Below are 21370 nucleotides of genomic sequence, written 5' to 3' on the forward strand. Positions count from 1 at the left end.
GTGCGCAACCCTGTATGGATCCCGGCTGTCTGAAAGGCGCCGGAGGAGGCTCTCCGGTGCCTTTCCATATGGGGAACAGAGATCGAGGGTCAGATGGGCAAGAAGGTCTGGAGAGCCGTCGTGGCCAGTGGCGCGGCGGCGGTGTTCGCAGGCGTGGCCGCGGTGCCGGCCGGGGCGGCCGAGGGTGGGGTCTCCTTCACCCGTGTGCAGGTGAACGGCGGCAAACCGATCGTGATCGGGGTGTCCAAGGAGGTCGCGGCACCCACTTCCTTCCGGATGACGACCACCCGCAAGTGGAAGTGGCCCGCGGTGTTCCTGTACCGCGGCAATACGGGTGAGCGACTGTGGCACGCCGTCGAGACGAGCGACTGCCACGAGGCGGGCTCGGGCGTCTGCGACTTCAACGAGACGATGTACTTCGACCCCAGTGTGTGGGACATGCGCAACAGCGAGGCCGGAGCCTGGAAGGTCGCGGCCGAGGTGTCCTTCGAGGGCGGCGGCGGTGACACGGACGACAAGGGCCTGACCGTCCACGTCAAGCGCAACTCCCGCCTGAGTGTGAACGCTGCGCCCGAGCCGGTGTCCGAGGGCCGGACCATCACTGTCACCGGCAAGGTCACGCGGGCCAACTGGGAGACGAGGAAGTACGCCTCCTACGGAAGCCGCCTGGTGAGCCTGCAGTTCAAGCCCAGCGGAGGCACCTCCTACACCACGGTGAAGAAGGTGCACGCCAACGGCTCGGGCGCTCTCAAGACGACCGTGAAAGCGTCCGAGACGGGCGCGTGGCGCTGGGCGTACTACGGCAACACCACCACCGGTCCTTCGACTTCGGCCGCGGACAACGTTGTGGTGCGGTAAGTGCCTGTCCGATACACCCGAGAAGTCCGCACACCCCAGAAGGCAGGTCAGGGCCGCTCCGTGGCGCGTGCGGCTCCCGGGACGCCCCGGGAGCGGTAGACGACGTAAGGGCGGGCCAGGTAGCCGAGCGGGGCGGTGAAGGCGTGTACGAGGCGGCTGAAGGGCCACAGGGCGAACAGGGCCATGCCGAGCAGCGCGTGCACCTGGTAGGTGAGGGGGGCGTCGGCCATGGCCGTCACGTCGGGGGCGAGGGCGAACAGGGAGCGGAACCAGACCGAGACGCCGAGCCGGTAGTCGTAGGAGTGGGGTCGCAGGGTGGTGGCCGTGGCGGTGAGGCCGGCCAGGATCACGCAGAGCAGGACCGGGTAGACGGCGCGGTCGCTGCGGCTGGTCGCGGCGCGCACGGCGGGCACGCGCAGCCGCCGCAGGAGCAGGATCAGGAGCCCGGCGAGGGTGGCGAGGCCCGCGGTGCCGCCCACGAGCAGGGCGTTGGCGTGGTAGAGCCACTCGTGGACGTGGGCCTTCTCGGTGAGTGACTCGGGCACGAGGAGCCCGATGGCGTGCCCGGCCACCACGAAGAGGAGGCCGTAGTGGAACAGGGGCCCGCCGACGCTCAGCAGCCGGTGTTCGTGCAACTGGCTGGAGCGGGTGGTGAAACCGAAGCGGTCGTAGCGGTAGCGCCAGGCCGTGCCGGTGACCAGGACGACGAGGACGAGGTAGGGCAGGACGCCCCACAGGGCGATGTGCAGGTGCTTCACCGGGCAGTCTCCTCCGCGTGCGGTGCGTCGGGTACCGGCCGGAGCCGGGGGAAGGGCAGGGGGACCAGGCCGACCGACTCGGCGGGCGGCCCGGTGCGGGCGAGGCGCAGGGCCGCCTCGCGCGTGGCCGGGCCCGTCCCCGGCAAGGTGTCGCAGACCGCCCGGACGACGTCGGCGTACGGGCTGCGGTGGGCCGTCAGGCCGAAGCGCAGCAGTTCCAGGGCGGCCCGGTGCTCGGTGAGCAGGGGTGTTCCGGCGGCCGGGACGCGGGCGGCGAACTCCAGCATCAGGGGCAGGAAGTCGGGCAGTTCGTCCTCGGGCGGCCGCCAGCCGTGCTCGCGGTACAGGGCCTTGAGCCCGGCCAGGGTGGGCCCGCGCCTGCGGGTGTCGCCGTCGGTGTAGTACGTCAGGTACAGGCAGCGCCGACGGCTGCGGTCGAACGTGGCGACGTACCGGGCGGCGAGCGCGAGCGGGTCCGTGTCGGCGACCTGTTCGCAGAACCGCTCCAGGAGCCGGATGCCGGCCCCCGGCACGGGCTCCAGCGCCGTGCGGACGGTGCGCAGCCGCCGCGGCCAGTCCTCGTCGGGGTAGCCGAGCAGCAGTGACGCGGCCTGATGGACGACGGCGCGGCTCACTCGGCGCCGCCCTCGGTGCGCGGGAACAGGCCGTCGGGGCGCCCGCGGCCGTTCCAGTTGAGGAGGTTGACCCGGTCGCGCAGCGACGTCCCGGCATGCTCGGGCTCCCTGCCGGGGGAGTCGGGGGCGCCGGGGGCGGTGTGGAACGCGTCCGCCTCGTACATGCCTGGCCCGCCGTGGCCGTCCAGGCTGCAGCCCGCGTCGAGGTCGTCGGCGGGGGTCTTCGCCGTGTAGCTGGTGGGGACGACGTAGCGCTCGTCGTACTTGGCGAGGGCGAGCAGCCGGTACATCGCCTCGATCCCGTCGGCGTCCATGCCGACGGCGCGGGCGATGGCGGGATCCTGCTCCTCGCCGAGGTTGACGCGCCGCATGTGGGAGCGCATCGCGGCCAGGCGGCAGAGCGCCGCCTCCACCGGCGCCGGGTCGCCCGCGGTGAACAGTTCCGCGAGGTAGGCGACGGGGATGCGCAGCGAGTCGATGGCCGCGAAGAGCTTCGCCGGGTCCTCCCCGTCGTGCCCGCTGGCGGTCAGGGACTCGACCACGGGCGACAGCGGGGGGACGTACCAGACCATGGGCATGGTGCGGTACTCCGGATGCAGCGGGAGCGCCACCTTGTACGTGCTGATCAGGGCGTGCACGGGGGAGCGCCGGGCGGCGGTGATCCAGTCGTGCGGAATGCCGGAGGCCTCGGCGGCCCGCGCCACCTCGGGGTCGTCGGGGTCGAGGAAGCACTCCAACTGGGCTTCGTACAGGTCCTGTTCGTTCTCGGTGGCGGCGGCCTCACCGACCTTGTCGGCGTCGTAGAGGATCACGCCGAGGTAGCGCAGCCGCCCCACGCAGGTCTCGGAGCAGACGGTCGGCTGGCCCGCCTCGATGCGGGGATAGCAGAACGTGCACTTCTCGGCCTTGCCGGACTGGTGGTTGAAGTAGACCTTCTTGTACGGGCAGCCGCTGACGCACATCCGCCAGCCCCGGCAGCGGTCCTGGTCGACGAGGACGATGCCGTCCTCGATGCGCTTGTACAGGGCGCCGGACGGGCACACCGCCACGCACGACGGGTTGAGGCAGTGTTCGCAGATGCGCGGCAGGTAGAACATGAACGCCTGCTCGTACTCCAGACGCACCTGCTCGTTCATCTTCTTCAGCATCGGATCGCCCGCGATGTGCGCGGGTCCGCCGCCGAGGTCGTCGTCCCAGTTCGGCCCCCACGTCACCGCGGTGGGCTCGCCGTCGATCTGGGAGTGCGGCCGTGCGGTGGGGACGTCGTCACCGAGCGGTGCGGAGATGAGGGTCTCGTAGTCGTACGTCCACGGCTCGTAGTAGTCGGCGAGCGAGGGCAGGTCGGGGTTGGCGAAGAGCCGGGCGAGGCGGCGGGCGCGGCCCCCGCTGCGGGGCACCAGGCGGCCGTGCTTGAGCTGCCAGCCGCCCCGCCACTTGTCCTGGTCCTCGTAGCCGCGCGGATAGCCCTGGCCGGGTCGGGTCTCGACGTTGTTGAACCAGACGTACTCGGTGCCCGAGCGGTTGGTCCAGGTCTGCTTGCAGGTGACCGAACAGGTGTGGCAGCCGATGCACTTGTCGAGGTTCATGACCATCGCCACTTGAGCCATGACCCGTCCGATGGGGGCTCCGTCACGGGGCATCAGTACTGAACCTCCTGGGCGCGGCGGCGGATCACGGTGACCGCGTCGCGCTGGTTGCCGGTGGGGCCGTAGTAGTTGGGGGCGAAGGAGAGCTGGGCGTGGCCGCCGATCAGGTGGGTCGGCTTGATCAGGAGTTTCGTGAGGGCGTTGTGGACGCCGCCGCGCCGCCCGGTCGCCTCGGACTTCGGCACGTTCACCAGGCGTTCCTGGACGTGGTACATGAACACCGTGCCGGGCGGCATGCGGTGGGAGACGACGGCACGGGCCACGACCACGCCGTTGTTGTTCTGCGCCTCGATCCAGTCGTTGTCCGCCACGCCGATCGCCTCGGCGTCGGCCACGCCGAGCCAGATGACCGGGCCGCCGCGGGCCAGCGTCTGCATCAGCAGGTTCTCCTGGTACTCGGAGTGGATGGACCACTTCGAGTGCGGCGTCAGATACCGCACGGTCACCGAACGCCCGTCGCCGTCCGCCCTCGGCTGCTCACCGAGTTCCGCGAGGTCCAACGGGGGCCGGTAGACGGGCAGTTGTTCCCCGTACTCGGCGATCCACGGGTGGTCCAGATAGAAGTGCTGGCGGCCGGTGAGGGTGTGCCAGGGCTTGAAGTGCTCGGTGTTGATCGTGAACGGTGCGTAGCGGCGCTCCGGGCCCTCCTTGCCCGACCACTCGAAGCTCGCCCCGACCTGCACCGGCCGGGCCTGCGTGTCGGAGAAGGTGATGCGCCGCTCGGCCACCGACGCCGCGAGTTCGCCGAGTCCGGTGTCGGCGCCGCAGCGCTCGGCGAGGCGCTCGAACCCCTCGGCGGCGAGGCGGCCGTTGGTGGTGCCGGACAGGGCGAGGATCGCCTCGCACATCTTGACGTCCGTGTCGAGCAGGGGCAGTCCGCGCACCGGCGCGCGGTGCACCGTGCCGCAGCGGCCGGCCAGCCAGTCGATCTCCGGCAGCGGGCGCACGGTCACCCCCTTGACCGTCATGCCCTGCTGCCCGGTGAGCGGGCCGAGCGCGGCCATCTTGTCGCCGATGGCGGTGTAGTCCCGCTCCACGAGCGTGAACTGCGGTCCGGTGGGCCCGTCGGGCGGCGCCTCGCCGGGGGTGTCGTGCAGCAGCGGGGCGGCGACGAGGTCGTGGGCCACGCCGAGGCGGCCCTCGGCGAGCCGGCTGACCTCGGCGGCAAGACCGTGGAAGATCTCGAAGTCGGTCCGGGCCTGCCAGGGCGGGTTGATCGCGGGGGAGAAGGCGTGCACGTAGGGGTGCATGTCCGTGCTGGACAGGTCGTGCTTCTCGTACCAGGTCGCCGCGGGCAGCACCAGATCGGCGAAGAGCCCGGTGGACGTCATGCGGAAGTCGAGGGTGAGCAGCAGGTCGATCTTGCCGCGCGGCGCCTCGTCCCGCCAGGTCACCTCGCGCGGCCGCTGCTCCGGCAGGGCCTCCTCGGCGCTCGCGTTGTCGGACGCGCCGAGCAGGTGCCGCAGGAAGAACTCGTTGCCCTTGGCGGACGAGCCGACCAGGTTGGCCCGCCACACGGTGAGCACCCTGGGCCAGTTGGCCGGGTCGTCGGGGTCCTCGCAGGCGTACGACAGGTTCCCGGCGTCGCGTTCGGCGGCCACCCACTCGGCCGGGTCGGCGCCGGCCTCGTGCACGCGCCGCCCCAGGTCGAGCGGGTTGGCGCCGAACGTCGGGTACGAGGGCATCCAGCCCTGGCGCACGGAGCGGGACACCAGGTCCGCGGTGTGCAGTCCCGCGAGGCCGCCGGGCGCGTTGGGCGCGGCGAGGGTGTCTGCGCTGAACTTCTCGTAGCGCCACTGGTCGGTGTGGAGGTACCAGTACGGCGTCCCGGCCATCTGCCGCGACGGACGCACCCAGTCCGACGCCGTGGCCAGCTGCTGCCAGCCCGCGTACGGGCGCACCTTCTCCTGCCCCACGTAGTGCGCCCAGCCACCGCCGTTGACGCCCTGGCAGCCGGTGAGCAGCAGCAGGGAGAGGAACGACCGGTAGATGGTGTCCGAGTGGAACCAGTGGTTGGTGCCCGCCCCCATCACGATCATGCAGCGGCCCCGGGTCTGCTCCGCGGTCCGGGCGAACTCCCGCGCCGCCCGCACCACCGCCTGCGCGGAGACCGAGGTGACCGCCTCCTGCCAGGCGGGGGTGCAGGGCGTGGCCGCGTCCTCGTACGACACGACCGCCGCCGTGCCCAACCCGGCCCGCGCGACGCTGTACTGAGCCAGCATCAGATCGAAGACGGTGGTCACCAGGCGCCCCCCGACACGCAGCGCGGGAACCGTGCGCCGCACCGTCGCCCCTTCCTCGTCGAAGCGGGGCAGCACCACCTCGGCCGTCTCGGCGCGGGGGTGGCCGTACAGGGTCAGGAGAGGGTCGATGTCGCCGAGGTCGAGGTTCCAGCGGCCTTCGCCGTCCTTGCCCCAGCGGTCGCCCAGGGTGCCGTTGGGCACGACCGGCCGGTCGGTGGCCGTGTCGTGCAGGACGGGCATCCAGCGCCGCGACTCCGGCGCGGCCTCCTTGGCCAGGTCCAGATCGCGGGCGGTGACGAACGCGCCGGGCGCGCGGGTACCCGTGCCGCGCTCGTCGAGCGCGACGAGGAAGGGCAGGTCGGTGAAGCGCTTGACGTAGTCCGTGAAGTACGGCACCTGCCGCTCCACGAAGCACTCCCGCAGGATCACGTGCCCCATGGCCATCGCGAGGGCGCCGTCGGTGCCCGGATGCGGGTGCAGCCACTCGTCGGCGAACTTCGTCGCGTCCGCGTAGTCCGGCGAGACCACGACGACCTTCTGGCCGCGGTAGCGCGCCTCGGCCATCCAGTGGGCGTCGGGCGTACGGGTGACGGGGACGTTCGAGCCCCACAGCATCAGATACGCGGCGTCCCACCAGTCGCCCGACTCCGGTACGTCGGTCTGGTCGCCGAACACCTGCGGGGAGGCGATCGGGAGATCCGCGTACCAGTCGTAGAAGGACAGCATCGGGGCGCCGATGAGCGAGTGGAAGCGGGCGCCGACGGCGTGCGAGGCCATCGACATCGCCGGGATCGGCGAGAAGCCGGCGATGCGGTCGGGCCCGTACTCCCCGAGGGTGTGCACGTGCGCGGCGGCCGCGATCTCCAGGGCCTCGTCCCAGCCGACGCGCACCAGGCCGCCCTTGCCGCGCGCGGACTGGTAGCGGCGCCGCTTGTCCGGGTCGCCGGTGATCTCCGCCCAGGCGGCCACCGGGTCACCGCCGAGCCGGCGCTTCGCGTCCCGGAACATCTCCACGAGCACGCCGCGCGCGTGCGGGTAGCGCACCCGGGTCGGGGAGTAGGTGTACCAGGAGAAGGAGGCGCCGCGCGGGCAGCCCCGCGGTTCGTAGTCCGGCCGGTCCGCTCCCGCCGAGGGGTAGTCGGTCGCCTGTGTCTCCCAGGTGATCAGGCCGTCCTTGACGTAGACGTGCCAGGAACACGAGCCGGTGCAGTTCACCCCGTGGGTGGAGCGCACCACCTTGTCGTGCGCCCAGCGCTCCCGGTACGGCTGGTCGTTGACGCGCTGGTCGGTGCGGAACACCGCCCGGCCCTCGGGCGTGGTCGGCGCCCTCTGCATCAATTGCCCGGCGGCAAGAAGGCGTTCGGCGGCATCTGCCGCGATCCGCTCCGCCTTCGCCCTGCCACGTCCCATGCCACGGACTCCCCTCGGGGAACTGGCCTGCCGGAATGGTCACCTCCGGCACGCGCCTCTCGACGAACGAGGATCAGACTCCTCTCGCCGGGCGCGTGATGTGGATCTCAATCAGGCCAGTTGGTTGTACCTAGAAGTTATTTTTCTCGCTCTTGACAATGGGCGTTGCGGTACGAGGCCGGACTAGCACGGTTCCTTTACCCCCGGGGGCGTGCCGCAGCCCGTCGGAATCCGTCACGCCGAGCACCGGAGGCAGGCACCCCTTGAAGACCGGCAGCTACTTCGAGCCCATCGACGACCACCGCTACAAGCCCACCGCGCACGCCAGTGGGGCCTGGGCCACCGACGAGTACCACTTCAGCCCGGTCGGCGGACTCCTCGTCCACGCGATCGAGCGGCATCTGGCCGCGCGGCCCGCCACCGGCCTGGTCCTCTCCCGGATCAGCTTCGACATCCTCGGCCGCCTCGCCCTCGACGAGTGCGAGATCCGGGTCGAGACCATCAGGCCCGGCCGCACCATCGAACTCGTCGAGGCCGTCGCCCGCATCGCCGACCGCCCCGTCGTACGGGCCCGGGCCTGGCTGCTCGCCTCGGGCGACACCGGCGCCGTGGCGGGCGGCGCCCCCGAGCCGCTCCCCGCGCCCGAGGGGCTGACACCCTGGGACATGGGCGCCGTTTGGCCCGGCGGGTACATCGCCTCCCTGGACGTCCGCCCGGTGACGCCCCCGCGGCCGGGGCGCGGGACGGCGTGGATCTCCACCCCGCTCGACCTCGTCGCCGGACGGAACGCGGGCCCGCTGGCGTCCTACGTCGCGCTCGTCGACACCGCCAACGGCATCGCCGCCCGCCAGTCGCCCACCACCTGGATGTTCCCCAACGTCGACCTCACCGTCCACCTCCACCGGCAGCCCGCAGGCGGCTGGACGGGGCTCGACACCACGGTCACCTTCGGCCCCACCGGCCAGGGCATCACCAGCACGGTCCTGCACGACGTCACCGGGCCGGTCGGCTACGCGCAGCAGATGCTCACCGTCCGCCCGATGCCGACGCGGGGCTGACGGCCGGTCAGGCCGGTTCGGTGGCGAAGCGGCTCATCGTCTCGATGCTCGCCTCCGGGGTCATCGGCCCGCCGCCCTCCAGCGCGTCCCGCAGCTCCCGGAAGTACCGCACGTACAGGTCCGGCGTGAACGTGCTGAGCATGACGGCGGGTTGGCCGGTCACGTTGGCGAAGGTGTGCGGGGCGCCCGCCGGGACCATGACGAGCGTGCCCGGCGTGGCGTCGTGCTCGTCCCGCCCGACCGTGAAGCGCACCGATCCGGTGATGACGTAGAAGCCCTCGTCGTGCTGGGCGTGGCGGTGCTGGGGCGGTCCCGGTGTGTGCGGCGCGAGGACGGACTCGGTCATCCCGAGGCGGTGCCCGGTGTTGCTGCCGTCCTCCAGGACACGCATGCGGGTGGTGCCGATGACGATCGTCTCGCCCTCGCCCGGGCGGACCACGGACACGGCGGGGCGGGCGCTTCCGGCGTTCTCGGTCTCGGTGTTCCTGCTCTCGTGGGTCATGCCCCGATTCCACCGCCGGAGCCCGTTGGCCGTCCAAGACCTGTTCCGGGGCGCCGATACCGCCTGGGTATCGTGACGGCATGGAGCTGCGCGCACTGCACTACTTCGTGGCGGTCGCCGAGGAACTCCACTTCGGCCGGGCCGCCACCCGGCTGCACATGAGCCAGCCGCCCCTGAGCCGGGCGATCAAACGCCTGGAGACCGAACTCGGCGCCACACTGTTCGACCGCTCACCGGCCGGCGTCACGCTCACCCCCGTGGGAGCCGTCCTGCTCGACGAGGCGCGCGCCCTGCTCGACCGCGCCGACCAGGTACGCGTACGCGTGGCCGCCGCGGCCGGCGCCGCGACCGTCACCGTCGGCGTCCTGGGCGGCGGCACCGACCCCGGCGTGGCCCGGCTGGCCGCCGCCTACCACCGGCTGCACCCGCGCGTGGAGGTCCGCGTCCGCGAGAGCGACCTGACCGACCCCACCTGCGGCCTGCGCGCCGGACGCGTCGACGTCGCCCTCACCCGCGGGCCGTTCGACACGAAAGGACTCACCGTGCGCGAGCTGAGCGCCGACCCGGTGGGAGCGCTGCTGCGCACCGACGACCCGCTGGCCCGCCGCGACGCCCTGACCCTGGCCGACCTCGCCGACCGCCGCTGGTTCGTGTTCCCCGAGGGCACCGACCCCGCCTGGCAGTCGTACTGGAGCGGCGGCGCACCCCGCACGGGCCCGGTCGTGCGAGCCGTCCAGGAGTGCCGCCAGGCCGTCCTCTGGAACGGCACGATCGGCATGACCCTCCTGGCCGACGAGCCCGCGGAGGGGCTCACGGTGGTGCCGCTGCTCGACATGGCGCCGAGCCGCACGGTGGTGGCATGGGCCGAGGGCGACACGAACCCGCTGATCCGCTCGTTCGTCGGGGCCGCGATCGCCGCGTACCGCGCGTGAGCGGGGCCGGGGCGGCGGCGGAGGCCCGTGAGGTGGACCACGCCTCGTGTGACGGGTGACCGGCGGGGTACCCGCCGCGTGCGGCGCGTCGGTTCACCCATCGGGTCCGCCCGGTGTGTGGCGCGTCGCGACCTGCGTGAACCTGTGAGAGGGACCCGTACGAAGGAGCGCCGCACGCCATGACCGTCCACTTCCGCCGCACCGGCCCGCACCGCCGCAGCGCCCTTCCCCGGCTCCGGGGCGGCGCGTGAGCGCCGGGCGCGCCGCACGCGCGGCGCTGTTCGACGTCGACGGCACCCTTGTGGACACCAACCACCTGCACGTGACGACCTGGTGGGAGGCGTTCCGCCAGGCAGGTCACCGGGTGTCCACGCACGCCATCCACCGGTCGATCGGGCTCGGCTCCGGCGACCTCATCGAGCACCTGCTCGGCGAGGACCGCGACAAGGACCAGGACGAGGGGATCAGCTCCGCCCACAAGGCGCTGTACGGCGCCTACTCCGACCGCCTCGCGCCGCTCGACGGGGCGCACGACCTCCTGCACGCCCTGGCGGACCGCGGCTGGCGCAACGTCCTCGCCACCTCCGCCGGAGGCCGCGAGCTCGACGCCCTGCGCAGCGCGATCGACGCGGACGAGGTGATCGTGGGGACGGCGAGCGCGGACGACGTGGCCGAGGGGAAACCTGCCCCTGACCCCGTGCACCGGGCGCTCGAGCTGGCCGAAGTGGCCCCCGAGGACGCCGTCTTCGTCGGGGACACGGTCTGGGACATGCGGGCCGCGGCACGGGCCGGTGTCCGCCCCGTCGCGCTCCTGTCGGGCGGCATTCCGCGCGCCGACCTGACGGAGGCGGGCGCGCTCGCGGTCTACCGGGACCCCGCCGATCTCCTCGCGCGGCTCGACGACAGCGTCTTCGCCCCGCTGGAAAGCGACTGACCGCGTACGCCCGTACGAAGGAGGTGGTGACATGAGCGGCACCCGTGAGCTGCGGGTCGGCCGGCGCACGGTCGAAGTGAAGCGGGCCGGGAAGGAGCTCTTCCCCCGCGAGGGCATCACCAAGGCCGACCTGGCCGAGTACTACCGCCGGGTGGCCCCGCGCATGCTCCCCGAGCTGCGCGGCAGACCCCTCATGCTCGAACGGATGCCGGACGGGATCGACGGGGACCGCTTCTACCAGAAGGAGATCTCCGACTATTTCCCCGACTGGATCCACCGCGCGTCGGTGGCCAAGGAGGACGGCGAGGTCACCCACGTGCTGTGCGACGACACCGCGACCCTGGTGTACCTCGCCGGCCAGGCGTGCATCACCCCGCACCGCTGGCTGAGCCGCGCCGACCGGCCCCGCAGCCCGGACCGCCTGGTGTTCGACCTCGACCCGTCCACCGACGGCTTCGAGCAGGTGCGCCGCGCCGCGCACCGCTTGCGCGGACTTCTCGACGAGCTGGACCTCCCCGCGGGCCTGATGACGACGGGCTCGCGCGGTCTGCACGTCGTCGTCCCGCTGAACCGGCGTGACGACGTCGACGACGTGCTCGCCTTCGCCCGCGCCGCGGCGGACACGCTCGCGGCGCGGTACCCGGAGCAGCTGACGACCGAACCGCGCAAGGACGCCCGCAAGGGCCGGCTGTACCTGGACGTCGCGCGCAACGGCTACGCCCAGACCGCGGTGGCCCCCTTCGCCGTCCGGTCCCTGCCGGGCGCCCCCGTCGCCGTACCGCTGGACTGGGACGAGCTGGAGGCACCGGAGCTGACCGCCCGCCGCTGGACGGTGACCGACCTCGGCGACCGGCTGGAGAAGGACCCGTGGGCGGGCCTCGCGCGCCGCGGACGCGGGGTGGCCCGGGCCTCCCGGCGCCTGGCCCGCCTGGAGCGCGTGCCGGGCGGCGAGAACAGGGCGACCCTGGAGACATGAGCAAAAGCGCGGTCATCGTCATCGACATGATCAACACCTATGAACACCGTGACGCGGACGTGCTCCTGCCCGCGGTGCGCAAGGCCGTGCCCGCCATGGTCCGGCTGCTGGAGCGGGCGAGGGCCGCGGGCATCCCCGTGATCTACGCCAACGACAACTTCGGCCAATGGCGCTCGCACCACGGCGAGCTGGTCGAGACCGCGCTCTCGGGGCCGCACGCCGATCTGATCGAGCCGGTCCGGCCCGACGAGGACTCGCTCTTCGTGATCAAGGCCCGGCACTCGATCTTCTTCGAGACGCCCCTGTCGTACCTGCTCTCCCAACTGGGTGTACGGCAGGTGATCCTCTGTGGTCAGGTCACCGAGCAGTGTGTGCTCTATTCGGCGCTGGACGCCCACATCAGGCACCTCGACGTGGTGGTCGTCGAGGACGCCGTCGCGGCCATCGACGCCGATCTCGCGGACGCGGCGCTGCGGATGATGCGGCGCAACATGGACGCGGAGGTCACGCCCGAGGAGCGGATCGAGCTGTGAGCGTCCGGGGGCGGAGTCAGGACGTCGCCTTGTGGCCGCGCGCACCGCGGAGGGCCTCGACGAGTTCGTCCCGGTTCATGGCGGAGCGGCCGGGGATCCCCGCGTCCGTGGCCCGTTCGTAGAGCTCCGCCTTGGTCAGGGTGTCGAGCGACCGGCCCCGCGCGCTCGCCTTGCGGCCCGTGGCTTTCGAGGACTTGCCCGGCGCCTTCCGGTTCCCGATCCCCGCGGACCGGCGCTTGGCGGCGGCGTCGCGGATGTCGGTCGGCGGCGCGGCGCTGTCGTCGCCGTCCTTCCCGCCGCCCTTCGAGGGGTTCTTCGCCCGGTCGACGCTCGCCCGCAGCGCGTCCATGAGGTCGACGACGTTGGTGGACTCGGCAGGCGGCGCCGCCTTCTCGACCGACTCGCCCGTGCGTTTGGCCTCGATGAGAGCGGCGACCTGCTCCTGGTAGGTGTCGTGGAAGTCCTCGGGCCTCCACTCGATGCGGAGGGTGTCCACGAGTTGCCGCGCCATCTTCAGCTCACGGTCGGTGACCTCGGTCCTCTGGGGAAGGTCGTCGATCTCGGCGCGCGGGTCACGGATCTCGTCGGCCCAGTGGAGGGTGTGCAGCGTCAGGAGGCCGCCCTCGGCCTTCACCGCGACCAGGTACTGGTGATTGCGCATCACGAACGTCGCGATCCCGACCCGGCCCGCCTCCGCGAGGGCTTTCTCCAGCAGGGCGTAGATCTTGGCGTACTCCTTGCCCTTCGGGCCGAGGTAGTACGTCTTGTCGAAGAAGATCGGCTCGACGTCCTTCAGGTCGACGAACCCCGAGATCTCCAGCGTCCTGGAGCGGCCGGGGGCGATGTCCGCCAGTTCGTCGGGCTCGACCAGGACGTACTCGTCGCCGGCGTCGTAGGCCTTGACGATCTCGTCGAGGGGCACTTCCTCGCCGGTGCGCTCGTTCACCCGTTTGTTGCGGACCCGATCGGACGTACCGCGCTGCAACTGGTGGAAGCGGACGGTGTGGCTCTCCGTGGCGGTGAACATCTGGACGGGCAGGGACACCAGCCCGAAGGTCACGGTGCCGCTCCACACGGGACGCGCCATGGCGATGTCACCCTTTCCTGTCTCGTCTGCTCCCCCCGGCGCTGTTCCGGTTCCTACCGCGCGTTCACCACGAAGCGCGCTCCGTCGGGGTCCCGGAGGACCGCCTCCGCCGAGCCCTCGTCGCGCAGCAGGACGCTGCCCCCGTGGGCGCGCGCGGCCCGGACGCAGGCCTCGACGTCGTCGACGGTGAAGTGGATCTGCCAGCGGGGCCGGATCGCGGGGTCGGGCGCGGAGTCCACGGCGCCCGAGTGGATGCGGGCCACCACGTCGCCCCGGCTGCGCAGGACGACCTCTTCGTCCTCGTAGTCGACCTGGCAGGCGCCCGGCTCCGCGGACGCCCAGCCGAGGACCTCGCCGTAGAAGATGGCCGCGTCGAAGGCGTTGCGGGTGTGCAGCTCCGCGAAGGTCGGTGCCGCGCCGCGCCACTTCTCCCAGCCGACCACGAGCTCGCCCTCCCAGATGCCGAAGACGGCCCCGTCCCGGTCGGCGAGCAGGGCCGCCCGGCCCGGCGGGAACGAGAGCGGCCCCACGGCGGTCGTCCCGCCGCGCTCCTGGCTGCGGCTGACCGTCCGGTCCGCGTCCGCCACGGCGAAGTACGGGGTCCAGGCGACGGCCATCTGGCCCAGGCTGTCCATGGCGGAGACACCCGCCACCGGCACCCCGTGCGCGCTCGCGAACCGGTACTCGTCGCCCAGCCTGCCCGCGCGCCACTCCCACCCCAGCACGGCTTCGTAGAACCGCTCCGCGGTCCGCAGATCACGTGCGGTCAGGCTCACCCAGCAGGGCGCGCCGAACACCGAGTCGCTGGCCGCGACCTCACTTGCGAGTGCTCCGTGGCTGTTCATGGCCGTTCCGTCCCGAGGCAGATCAGAGGGATGACGGCAGGGGTGAGGGCTCGGGGCCCGGGTCCGGGTCCGGCGCGGGGTCCGGTCCCGGTGTCGGGACGGGGCCGGGACCCGGTCGGGGCCCCGGGCCGCCCGGGCCGGGGCCGGGCATCGGCGCGGGGCGGGTATCGGGGTCCGGCGGGACGGGCACGCTCATGGCGCTCTTCCTCTCAGTGACGTCACCTCGGGCAGGATGCGGTCCGCGACCGAAGCACCGGGTCCTCCCATGGTCTCCGTGATCGCTCCCGCCCGCGAGCGCGCGCAGGGAATCGGCACATACCGGTCGGCTCTGAATAGTTTTACGGGTTTTTGTCGCTTATGTTCCGGGTATGTCGACACTCATGATCACGGCAAGGGGCGAACTGTACGACCTGGCTGCCTCCGACGCGGTTCTCGGCACGATCGGCGCCTTCGTGGGCGGTCTCGTCGTCGTCGGCGTACTGCTCTGGGCCTTCAGGCTGGGCAAGCGGGTCCGGGACCGGGAGCCCGCGCCGCCGCGCCCGGAGGAGCAGCCGAAGCTGCCCGAGTCCGGACCGGTCCACGAGATCCGGGAGATGCGGGAGCCGGACGAGGTCCCGCACGCCCAGGACGAGAGCGAGCGGCTCAGGCCGGAGAACCTGCACTCCGGGGACAAACGGAGCGACGACCAGGATCCGCCCCGCTGGACACCCGGGTCCAGCGGCTCCTTCGGGAGCGGCGGCAAGGGCTGACGCCGCCCGGACCGACACGGCGCGCCGTGCCCATGCATGGCGGCGCGCTTCGGGGACACCCGGAGCGAACCGAGCGCCACTGCGACAGGAGGAGACCCCGGATGCGTGCACTCACTTGGCACGGCAAGCGGGACGTACGGGTGGAGACCGTCCCCGACCCCGAGCTGAAGGACGCGACCGACGTCATCGTTCGGGTGACTTCCAGCGGCATCTGCGGATCCGACCTGCATCTGTACGAGGTCCTCGGTCCCTACCTCGACCCCGGCGACATCCTGGGCCACGAACCGATGGGCATCGTCGAGGAGGTCGGCAGGGACGTCACCGAGCTGGCGGCCGGCGACCGTGTGGTGGTGCCCTTCAACGTCTCCTGCCAGCACTGCTACATGTGCGACAGGGGCCTGCACTCGCAGTGCGAGACCACCCAGGTCAGGGAGCGCGGCTCGGGCGCCGCGCTCTTCGGGTTCACCAAGCTCTACGGCCAGGTGCCCGGCGGGCAGGCCGAGCTCCTGCGGGTGCCGTTCGGCAACTCCCTGCCCATCAAGGTGCCCGAGGGGCCCTCGGACGACCGCTTCGTCTTCCTCTCCGACGTGCTGCCCACCGCCTGGCAGGCCGTCGAGTACGCCGACATCCCGCCCGGTGGCACGGTGACCGTCCTGGGCCTCGGACCGATCGGCGCCATGGCGGCGCGCATCGCGCTGCACCGGGGCGCGAGCCTCGTCGTGGGGGTCGACCTGGTGCCCGAACGGCTGAGCCGCGCGCACAAGGACGGCGTCAAGGCCCTCGACCTGCGCCGCCACGGCAAGGACCTGGGCGACGCGATCCGCGACCTCACCGACGGGCGCGGCACGGACGCCGTCATCGACGCCGTGGGCATGGAGGCGCACGGCGCGCCGCTGGCCAAGGCCGCCCAGTGGGGCGTGGGCATGCTGCCCGACGCCTTGGCCGAGAAGCTCATGGACCGCGTCGCCATCGACCGGCTCAACGCCCTGCACTCGGCCGTCGACATCGTCCGGCGCGGCGGCACGGTCTCGATCTCCGGAGTCTACGGCGGCGCGATCGACCCGATGCCGATGCTGACCATGTTCGACAAGCAGATCCAGCTGCGGATGGGGCAGGCGAACGTGAAGCACTGGGTGGACGACATCCTGCCGCTCCTCACCGACGAGGACCCGCTCGGCGTCGACGACTTCGCCACCCATCACCTGCCGCTCGAGGACGGTCCGGAGGCGTACCGGATGTTCAAGGACAAGGAAGACGGGATGATCAAGACGCTGCTCAGGCCCTGAGCGCGTGAGGTGACGCGCGACCGACGGGGACGACCGACAGGGAAGGGCGCCAGCATGCACATGCCGCACTCCACGGAGTCGTTGTCAGGGGCGGCAGCACTGGTCACCGGCGGCTCCCGGGGTCTCGGTCTGCTGATGGCCGACCGGCTCGCCGCGCGGGGCGCCGCGGTGGTCGTCGCCGCCCGCGATGCCGACGAACTCGCCACGGCCCAGCGGAAGTTGCTCCACCGCAACCCCGGAGCCACGGTCCACACGGCCGTGTGTGACGTGCGGGACCAGGAGTCCGTGCACCGCGTGTTCCGGGCGGCCCACGAGACCTGCGGCGGCCCCGACCTCGTGATCGCCAACGCGGGGATCATCCAGGTGGCCCCGGTGGAGTCCATCGGCGCGACCGAGTTCAGGGACGCCATGGACACCCTGTTCATGGGGGCCGTGCACACCTCCCTCGAGGCACTCCCGTACCTCAGGGAGAGCGAGTGGGGCGGTCGCCTCGGGCTGATCTCGTCGGTGGGCGGGCTCCTCGGAGTGCCCCACCTGCTGCCCTACGCGGCCGCGAAGGCCGCGACCGGCATCCTGGCCGAGGGGCTGAACGCGGAAGCGGGACCCAGCGGCGTGAGCGTCACCGCGGTCTATCCCGGCCTGATGCGCACCGGATCGCATCTCCACGCGCAGTTCGGCGGCGACCGCAGCAGCGAGTTCGGCTGGTTCTCCGCCCTGGCGGGCGCGCCCGTGGTGTCGATGAACGCGCAGCGGGCGGCCGAGCGCATCGTCAAGGCCGTGGTACGGCGCCGCACCCGGCTGGTCCTGACGCCCGCGGCCCGCGCCGCGGACCTGGCCCACGGCCTGGCGCCCGCGACGACGACCCGGCTGAACGGCGTCATGGCCCGCCTTCTGCCCGGGGCGCCCGGGGACCGCACGGCCATGCGGCGCGGCGCCGACATCGAACCGCCCGACTCCGCTCCGGGCAGCACGTTCCAGGCGTGGGGCAGCGCTCTGAACGACAAGGCGGCCGACGCCTACAACGCGCGCCGACGGTGAGCGAGCCGTTTGTGGAGACGAACGTGGGGAAGTCAATGAAGCCATACCACTTCCATTGACAGGAGCACGGGCCATACTGGTCGGGCCCTGATCACTCACAGAACGACTCCATGACCAAGAACAGCACCCCATCGGCCACTGTCCCCGACACCGCGTGGCTCGCGCGCGGCCGCCACCTCGGAGCGGAACCCGAGCAGGACGTCCGGCGTAACCTCATCGCCCTCAAGGCGGCCGGGGTGCTCGACGACTTCCTGGACCTCGACCCCGTCGAGGCGGCCCGCTCCACCGTCCTGTACCCGCGGGGCGAGGCCGCGGACCCGGGCCCGTCGGCCCGCCGCCTCTTCGAGGCCCGCTGGCGCGTCGACGACGTCACCGTGCGCGCACAGCTGACCACGTACGCCCCCGACGGCCGCCGCAAGGAGGGCGAGGGAGCCGACTGGATCATCGCCGCCGAGGCGGAGCGGGCCTGGGACGCGCACTGGCCCTCGCCCGCCACCATGTTCTGGCCGGACAGCGACCGCATCGCCTGGGACCACGACACGGTGCCGGGCGTGCTCCTGCGGTCGGCCAACCACCTGCCCAAGGACGACGACGAACTGCGCCACCGGCTGCGGGACTGCACCCGGCAGAGCTGGTACATCCATGTCGTCGTGCACGAGGCGATGACACCGGACGCGAAGGGGCAGCGCCCCGTCTCGGTCCATCTGCCGCCGAGCCTGCGCCACCAGGTGGTCGAGCACCGGGGGACGCCGGAGCAGGCACAGATCGTCGACTTCGCGATGAAGCGGGAGCTGAGCGTACGGATGCCGCGCGGCGGCGGCGTCGTCCTGTCCGCCGGGCCGAAGGATCCGCAGTACGACGCGGACCGCTTCACGGTGCGCACCGTCTTCCTCGACGGCTCGGAACCGACCGAACTCCTCGACCGGATCAAGGAGTTCGCCGCGCTGCCGCGACCGATGCGGCCCGAGGCCGAGCAGGCCCTCGCACGGCTGCGCCAGGGCTGGCACCTGCTCACCCCGGACGAGGAACTCGCCCACGCGCAGGCCATGGTCACCAAGTACGCCGAGGCGCTGGAGGCGATGACGAACTCCTGCGACCTGTACCGGGAGGCGGCCGAGGCGGCGCAGGCGGCGCTGGCCGAGGCGGGTGGCGGCGACGGGCCGCCCGGACCGCTCAAGCTGATCGCGCCCAAGGCGGAGGGCTCCCTCCTGAACACCCTCACGAAACCGTTCGGACGCTTCCGGGACCCCCACGGCAAGTAGCCGCACCGCCCCCCTGCGGCCCTCACCGTGCCGTTCGGCGAGCCGGGCGCCACGCGGGAAGAATTCGATCTTCACGCCTGTTCTCCATCAGCAGTGAACAACTCGGCATGTTGAACAGAAGGGTGGGGCTGTGTCGGCAACGTTTAACGAGGTAACGCGCGAGCTGCTGGACGGGAGGAACTTCGCCACCGTCGCGACGCTGAACCGGGACGGTGGGCCGCAGACCTCGGTGGTCTGGATCGCGAGGGAGGGAGACACGGTGCTCTTCTCCACCACGGCGGGGCGCCTGAAGGCCAGGAACCTCGCCAGGGACCCGCGGATCAGCCTCACCGTCTTCGATACCGCGAACCCGTACCGGTCCGTGGACGTCCGGGGCACCGCCGAGCTGATCGAGGACCCGGAGAAGTCGCTGCCTCGCACGCTCTCGCACAAGTACCTCGGCGAGGACCCGCCGGCCGAGTCGGAGGAAGTGCTCCGGCTCATCGTGCGGGTGACGCCGAAGAAGGTCACGGGCTTCTCGGTCTGACGGACCTGGCATTATCGTACGGATGAGCGAGACGGACGAGCGCCGGGACATCCCGAAGGACCGCTGGGTCTTCGGCCTGGAGGAGATTCCCGCGACCGACACGGACGAGGACGGGGCATCGCACTACGTCGCCTGCGCCTTCGACACCACCGTGATCAGCGCACCCGAAGGCACGCCCCAGGAGCTGCGCTGGGCGGCGGAGGAGATCGTTTCCCAATGCGGGCCGGACTGGGCGGTGGCGTCGGTTCTCCTGCAGTGGCTCAGGATCGAAGCCGGCGATGAGCTTCAACTGGGAGTGGAGAGCTGCCATCTGGAGCGCGTCGCCGGCGATCGAATGCGCCTGGAGGCCCATTACGGCCAGTGGGACGACCTGCTTGTGCCCATCGCGGATGTCCGCCGCATGCTGATCGACATGATGCGCTTCCTCAGTGAGGAGGCCCGGCACCCCCTGCCGAGCTGGCGGATCCTGCGCCTCGGGGAACGGGACTGGACGCGGAAGCGCACCTCCGAGTAGCTGGGGTGTGGCCGTCAGGCGTACGGGGCGTCGATGTGTGCCCCGGGCCGCACGCCGTCGCCCCGCACCCGGAGAGACCCCGGGTGCGGGGCGACGGCGTCAGGACGGGCTCGCGAGACCCGGGGCCCAGGCCGCGGGCACGGCCTAGGACTGCGGCGGTTGGTCCTGGTCCCGGCCGAACTGGTCCCTGAGCTTGTCCTGGGCGGTGTCGACCTGGCTGCTGTACTTGCCCTGGGTCCGGTCGTCGACGAAGTCGCCCGCCTTGTCGACGCCCTTGCCTGCCTGGTCCTCATGGCCCTTGAGCATCTGCTTGAGCTTGTCCATGACTGACATGCGGTTGCCTGCCTCTCTGCGTCTCCGCCCCCACGTCCAGGCTTGCAGTGCGCGGCCCGGTTCGCATCCGCTGGCGTGTCGACGGCACGGAAACCGAACGTATGAACGAAAGAAGCGCTCTTTCCGGGGACCCCGCCACTCAGGGATCGAGGCGACGGCGGTCCTCGTCGTCCCACGCGCGGGTGTCGCGCGGCTCGACGTACGGCTCCTGATCGGCCGGGAGGCCACCGGCGACGGCGCGCTGCCGGGCCAGCTCCGCGTCGAACTCGAGCCCGAGCAGGATCGCCAGATTCGTTATCCACAGCCACACGAGGAAGACGATCACGCCGGCGAACGTGCCGTACGTCTTGTTGTACGAGGCGAAGTTGGCGACGTACAGCGCGAACCCGGCGGAGGAGACCATCCAGATCACCAGCGCCAGGAAGCTCCCCGGGGTGATCCAGCGGAATCCGCGGACCTTCGCGTTCGGCGTGGCCCAGTAGAGCAGCGCGATCATGACCGTGACGAGGATCAAAAGCACCGGCCACTTCGCGATCGACCAGACCGTCAGGGCCGTGTCCCCGAACCCCAGCAGGCTGCCGGCCTCCTTGGCCAGACCGCCGGTGAACACGACGATCAGCGCACTGACCACCGCGAGGACCATCAGTACCACGGTCACGCCGAGCCGGAGCGGCAGCACCTTCCAGACCGGCCGTCCTTCCGGCATGTCGTAGACGGCGTTGGCGCTCCGGATGAAGGCCGCGACGTAGCCGGACGCCGACCACACCGCGAGCACCAGGCCGACGATCGCCATGACCGATCCGGTCCCGGCATTGCCCTGCAACTGCTTCACGGCACTGCTGAGGATGTCCCGCACGGCGCCCGGGGCGAGGTCCTGGATGCTGTCGAGGACCTCGCGGCTGGCCGAGCGGCCGATGATCCCGAGCATCGAGACCAGGGTGAGCAGTGCGGGGAACAGCGACAGGATCCCGTAGTAGGTCAGCGTCGCGGCCCGGTCGGACAGCTCGTCGTCCTTGAATTCCTTGGCGGTGCCCTTGAGCACCGCCCACCAGGAGTGCTTGAGCACTTCGGCGGGGGAGTCCGGTGCCCGCCGCTCCACCTGCTCGTCGAGTCCGGCGTCGTCCCGGCCGTCCTCGCCGTGTATCCCGTGTGCTCCGTGTGTCCCATGCCGTTTCGGTGTCCATACCATTCCATCCGAGTATCCGGACGAGCGCCGTCCATCCCTCCGCGGTATGGAGCTTCCCG

General features: G+C 71.6%; 21 protein-coding genes. 12 read left to right on the forward strand and 9 right to left on the reverse strand.

Annotated features, from left to right (window positions below; translation table 11 throughout):
• The first annotated feature begins 93 nt into the window (after window positions 1-93).
• The gene (locus tag ACZ69I_RS11525) at window positions 94-858 is read left to right on the forward strand and encodes a hypothetical protein (RefSeq protein WP_470831718.1); all 765 of its coding nucleotides are present in this window, start codon (window positions 94-96) and stop codon (window positions 856-858) included.
• Between the two features lie 47 nt (window positions 859-905).
• On the opposite strand, the gene narI is transcribed toward ACZ69I_RS11525, so the two are convergent.
• The 4 genes from narI to ACZ69I_RS11545 are packed head-to-tail and all read right to left on the reverse strand — an operon-like array spanning window position 906 to window position 7550.
• Window positions 906-1616 (reverse strand): respiratory nitrate reductase subunit gamma, encoded by a 711-nt coding sequence (narI, locus tag ACZ69I_RS11530; protein WP_470831719.1) that lies wholly within the window; start codon window positions 1614-1616, stop codon window positions 906-908.
• Window positions 1613-2251, reverse strand: a complete 639-nt coding sequence (gene narJ, locus ACZ69I_RS11535; protein ID WP_470831720.1) for a nitrate reductase molybdenum cofactor assembly chaperone — start codon at window positions 2249-2251, stop codon at window positions 1613-1615. Before narJ ends, narI begins: the two co-directional genes overlap by 4 nt.
• Window positions 2248-3891 carry a nitrate reductase subunit beta gene (gene narH, locus ACZ69I_RS11540; protein ID WP_470831721.1) on the reverse strand — a complete coding sequence of 548 codons (1644 nt, stop codon included), beginning with the start codon at window positions 3889-3891 and terminating at the stop codon, window positions 2248-2250. Before narH ends, narJ begins: the two co-directional genes overlap by 4 nt.
• Window positions 3891-7550 (reverse strand): nitrate reductase subunit alpha, encoded by a 3660-nt coding sequence (locus ACZ69I_RS11545; protein ID WP_470831723.1) that lies wholly within the window; start codon window positions 7548-7550, stop codon window positions 3891-3893. Before ACZ69I_RS11545 ends, narH begins: the two co-directional genes overlap by 1 nt.
• Before the next feature lie 263 nt (window positions 7551-7813).
• Between ACZ69I_RS11545 and ACZ69I_RS11550 the strand changes: the two genes are divergently transcribed.
• A complete protein-coding gene (locus tag ACZ69I_RS11550) occupies window positions 7814-8608 on the forward strand; it encodes a thioesterase family protein (RefSeq protein WP_470831725.1) in 795 nt (264 codons plus the stop codon).
• A gap of 7 nt (window positions 8609-8615) precedes the next feature.
• Here the strand turns inward: ACZ69I_RS11550 and ACZ69I_RS11555 are convergent, their stop codons facing one another.
• Complete coding sequence (locus ACZ69I_RS11555; RefSeq protein ID WP_470831727.1) at window positions 8616-9110, reverse strand: cupin domain-containing protein; 495 nt, start codon at window positions 9108-9110, stop codon at window positions 8616-8618.
• Window positions 9111-9190: 80 nt separating this feature from the next.
• Here ACZ69I_RS11555 and ACZ69I_RS11560 point away from each other — a divergent pair, with 80 nt between their 5' ends.
• The 4 genes from ACZ69I_RS11560 to ACZ69I_RS11575 all read left to right on the forward strand — a co-directional run bounded on the left by ACZ69I_RS11560 (window position 9191) and on the right by ACZ69I_RS11575 (window position 12485).
• Window positions 9191-10042: a LysR family transcriptional regulator gene (locus ACZ69I_RS11560; RefSeq protein WP_470831728.1), complete on the forward strand. Its 852-nt coding sequence runs from the start codon at window positions 9191-9193 to the stop codon at window positions 10040-10042.
• Window positions 10043-10289: 247 nt separating this feature from the next.
• Window positions 10290-10976 (forward strand): HAD family hydrolase, encoded by a 687-nt coding sequence (locus ACZ69I_RS11565; RefSeq protein WP_470831730.1) that lies wholly within the window; start codon window positions 10290-10292, stop codon window positions 10974-10976.
• Window positions 10977-11007: 31 nt separating this feature from the next.
• Window positions 11008-11952, forward strand: coding sequence for a non-homologous end-joining DNA ligase (gene ligD / locus ACZ69I_RS11570; RefSeq protein WP_470831732.1), 945 nt, complete (start codon window positions 11008-11010; stop codon window positions 11950-11952).
• Window positions 11949-12485 (forward strand): cysteine hydrolase family protein, encoded by a 537-nt coding sequence (locus tag ACZ69I_RS11575; protein WP_470831733.1) that lies wholly within the window; start codon window positions 11949-11951, stop codon window positions 12483-12485. Before ligD ends, ACZ69I_RS11575 begins: the two co-directional genes overlap by 4 nt.
• Before the next feature lie 16 nt (window positions 12486-12501).
• Here ACZ69I_RS11575 and ku read toward each other — a convergent pair whose 3' ends face one another.
• Both ku and ACZ69I_RS11585 read right to left on the reverse strand, forming a co-directional pair.
• Window positions 12502-13572, reverse strand: a complete 1071-nt coding sequence (gene ku, locus ACZ69I_RS11580) for a non-homologous end joining protein Ku (protein ID WP_470831735.1) — start codon at window positions 13570-13572, stop codon at window positions 12502-12504.
• 53 nt (window positions 13573-13625) lie between these two features.
• Window positions 13626-14417 carry a VOC family protein gene (locus tag ACZ69I_RS11585; protein ID WP_467675935.1) on the reverse strand — a complete coding sequence of 264 codons (792 nt, stop codon included), beginning with the start codon at window positions 14415-14417 and terminating at the stop codon, window positions 13626-13628.
• A gap of 368 nt (window positions 14418-14785) precedes the next feature.
• Between ACZ69I_RS11585 and ACZ69I_RS11590 the strand changes: the two genes are divergently transcribed.
• The 6 genes from ACZ69I_RS11590 (at window position 14786) to ACZ69I_RS11615 (ending at window position 19792) form a co-directional block, all read left to right on the forward strand.
• Window positions 14786-15166 (forward strand): DUF6479 family protein, encoded by a 381-nt coding sequence (locus ACZ69I_RS11590; RefSeq protein WP_470831737.1) that lies wholly within the window; start codon window positions 14786-14788, stop codon window positions 15164-15166.
• Window positions 15167-15267: 101 nt separating this feature from the next.
• Entirely contained in the window at window positions 15268-16452 is a 1185-nt protein-coding gene (locus tag ACZ69I_RS11595) for a zinc-dependent alcohol dehydrogenase (protein ID WP_470831739.1), read from the forward strand.
• Between the two features lie 54 nt (window positions 16453-16506).
• Entirely contained in the window at window positions 16507-17490 is a 984-nt protein-coding gene (locus tag ACZ69I_RS11600) for an SDR family NAD(P)-dependent oxidoreductase (RefSeq protein ID WP_470831740.1), read from the forward strand.
• Window positions 17491-17600: 110 nt separating this feature from the next.
• A complete protein-coding gene (locus ACZ69I_RS11605; protein ID WP_470831742.1) occupies window positions 17601-18752 on the forward strand; it encodes a hypothetical protein in 1152 nt (383 codons plus the stop codon).
• Window positions 18753-18882: 130 nt separating this feature from the next.
• Window positions 18883-19278, forward strand: coding sequence for a PPOX class F420-dependent oxidoreductase (locus ACZ69I_RS11610; RefSeq protein WP_470831744.1), 396 nt, complete (start codon window positions 18883-18885; stop codon window positions 19276-19278).
• Window positions 19279-19300: 22 nt separating this feature from the next.
• Window positions 19301-19792, forward strand: coding sequence for a hypothetical protein (locus tag ACZ69I_RS11615; protein ID WP_470831746.1), 492 nt, complete (start codon window positions 19301-19303; stop codon window positions 19790-19792).
• Between the two features lie 144 nt (window positions 19793-19936).
• Here ACZ69I_RS11615 and ACZ69I_RS11620 read toward each other — a convergent pair whose 3' ends face one another.
• A complete protein-coding gene (locus tag ACZ69I_RS11620) occupies window positions 19937-20125 on the reverse strand; it encodes an antitoxin (RefSeq protein ID WP_389718790.1) in 189 nt (62 codons plus the stop codon).
• A 139-nt stretch (window positions 20126-20264) separates the two neighbouring features.
• Complete coding sequence (locus ACZ69I_RS11625) at window positions 20265-21314, reverse strand: YihY/virulence factor BrkB family protein (RefSeq protein ID WP_470831748.1); 1050 nt, start codon at window positions 21312-21314, stop codon at window positions 20265-20267.
• Window positions 21315-21370 lie beyond the last annotated feature (56 nt).

The organism is Streptomyces sp. NPDC036815, from assembly GCF_055609205.1.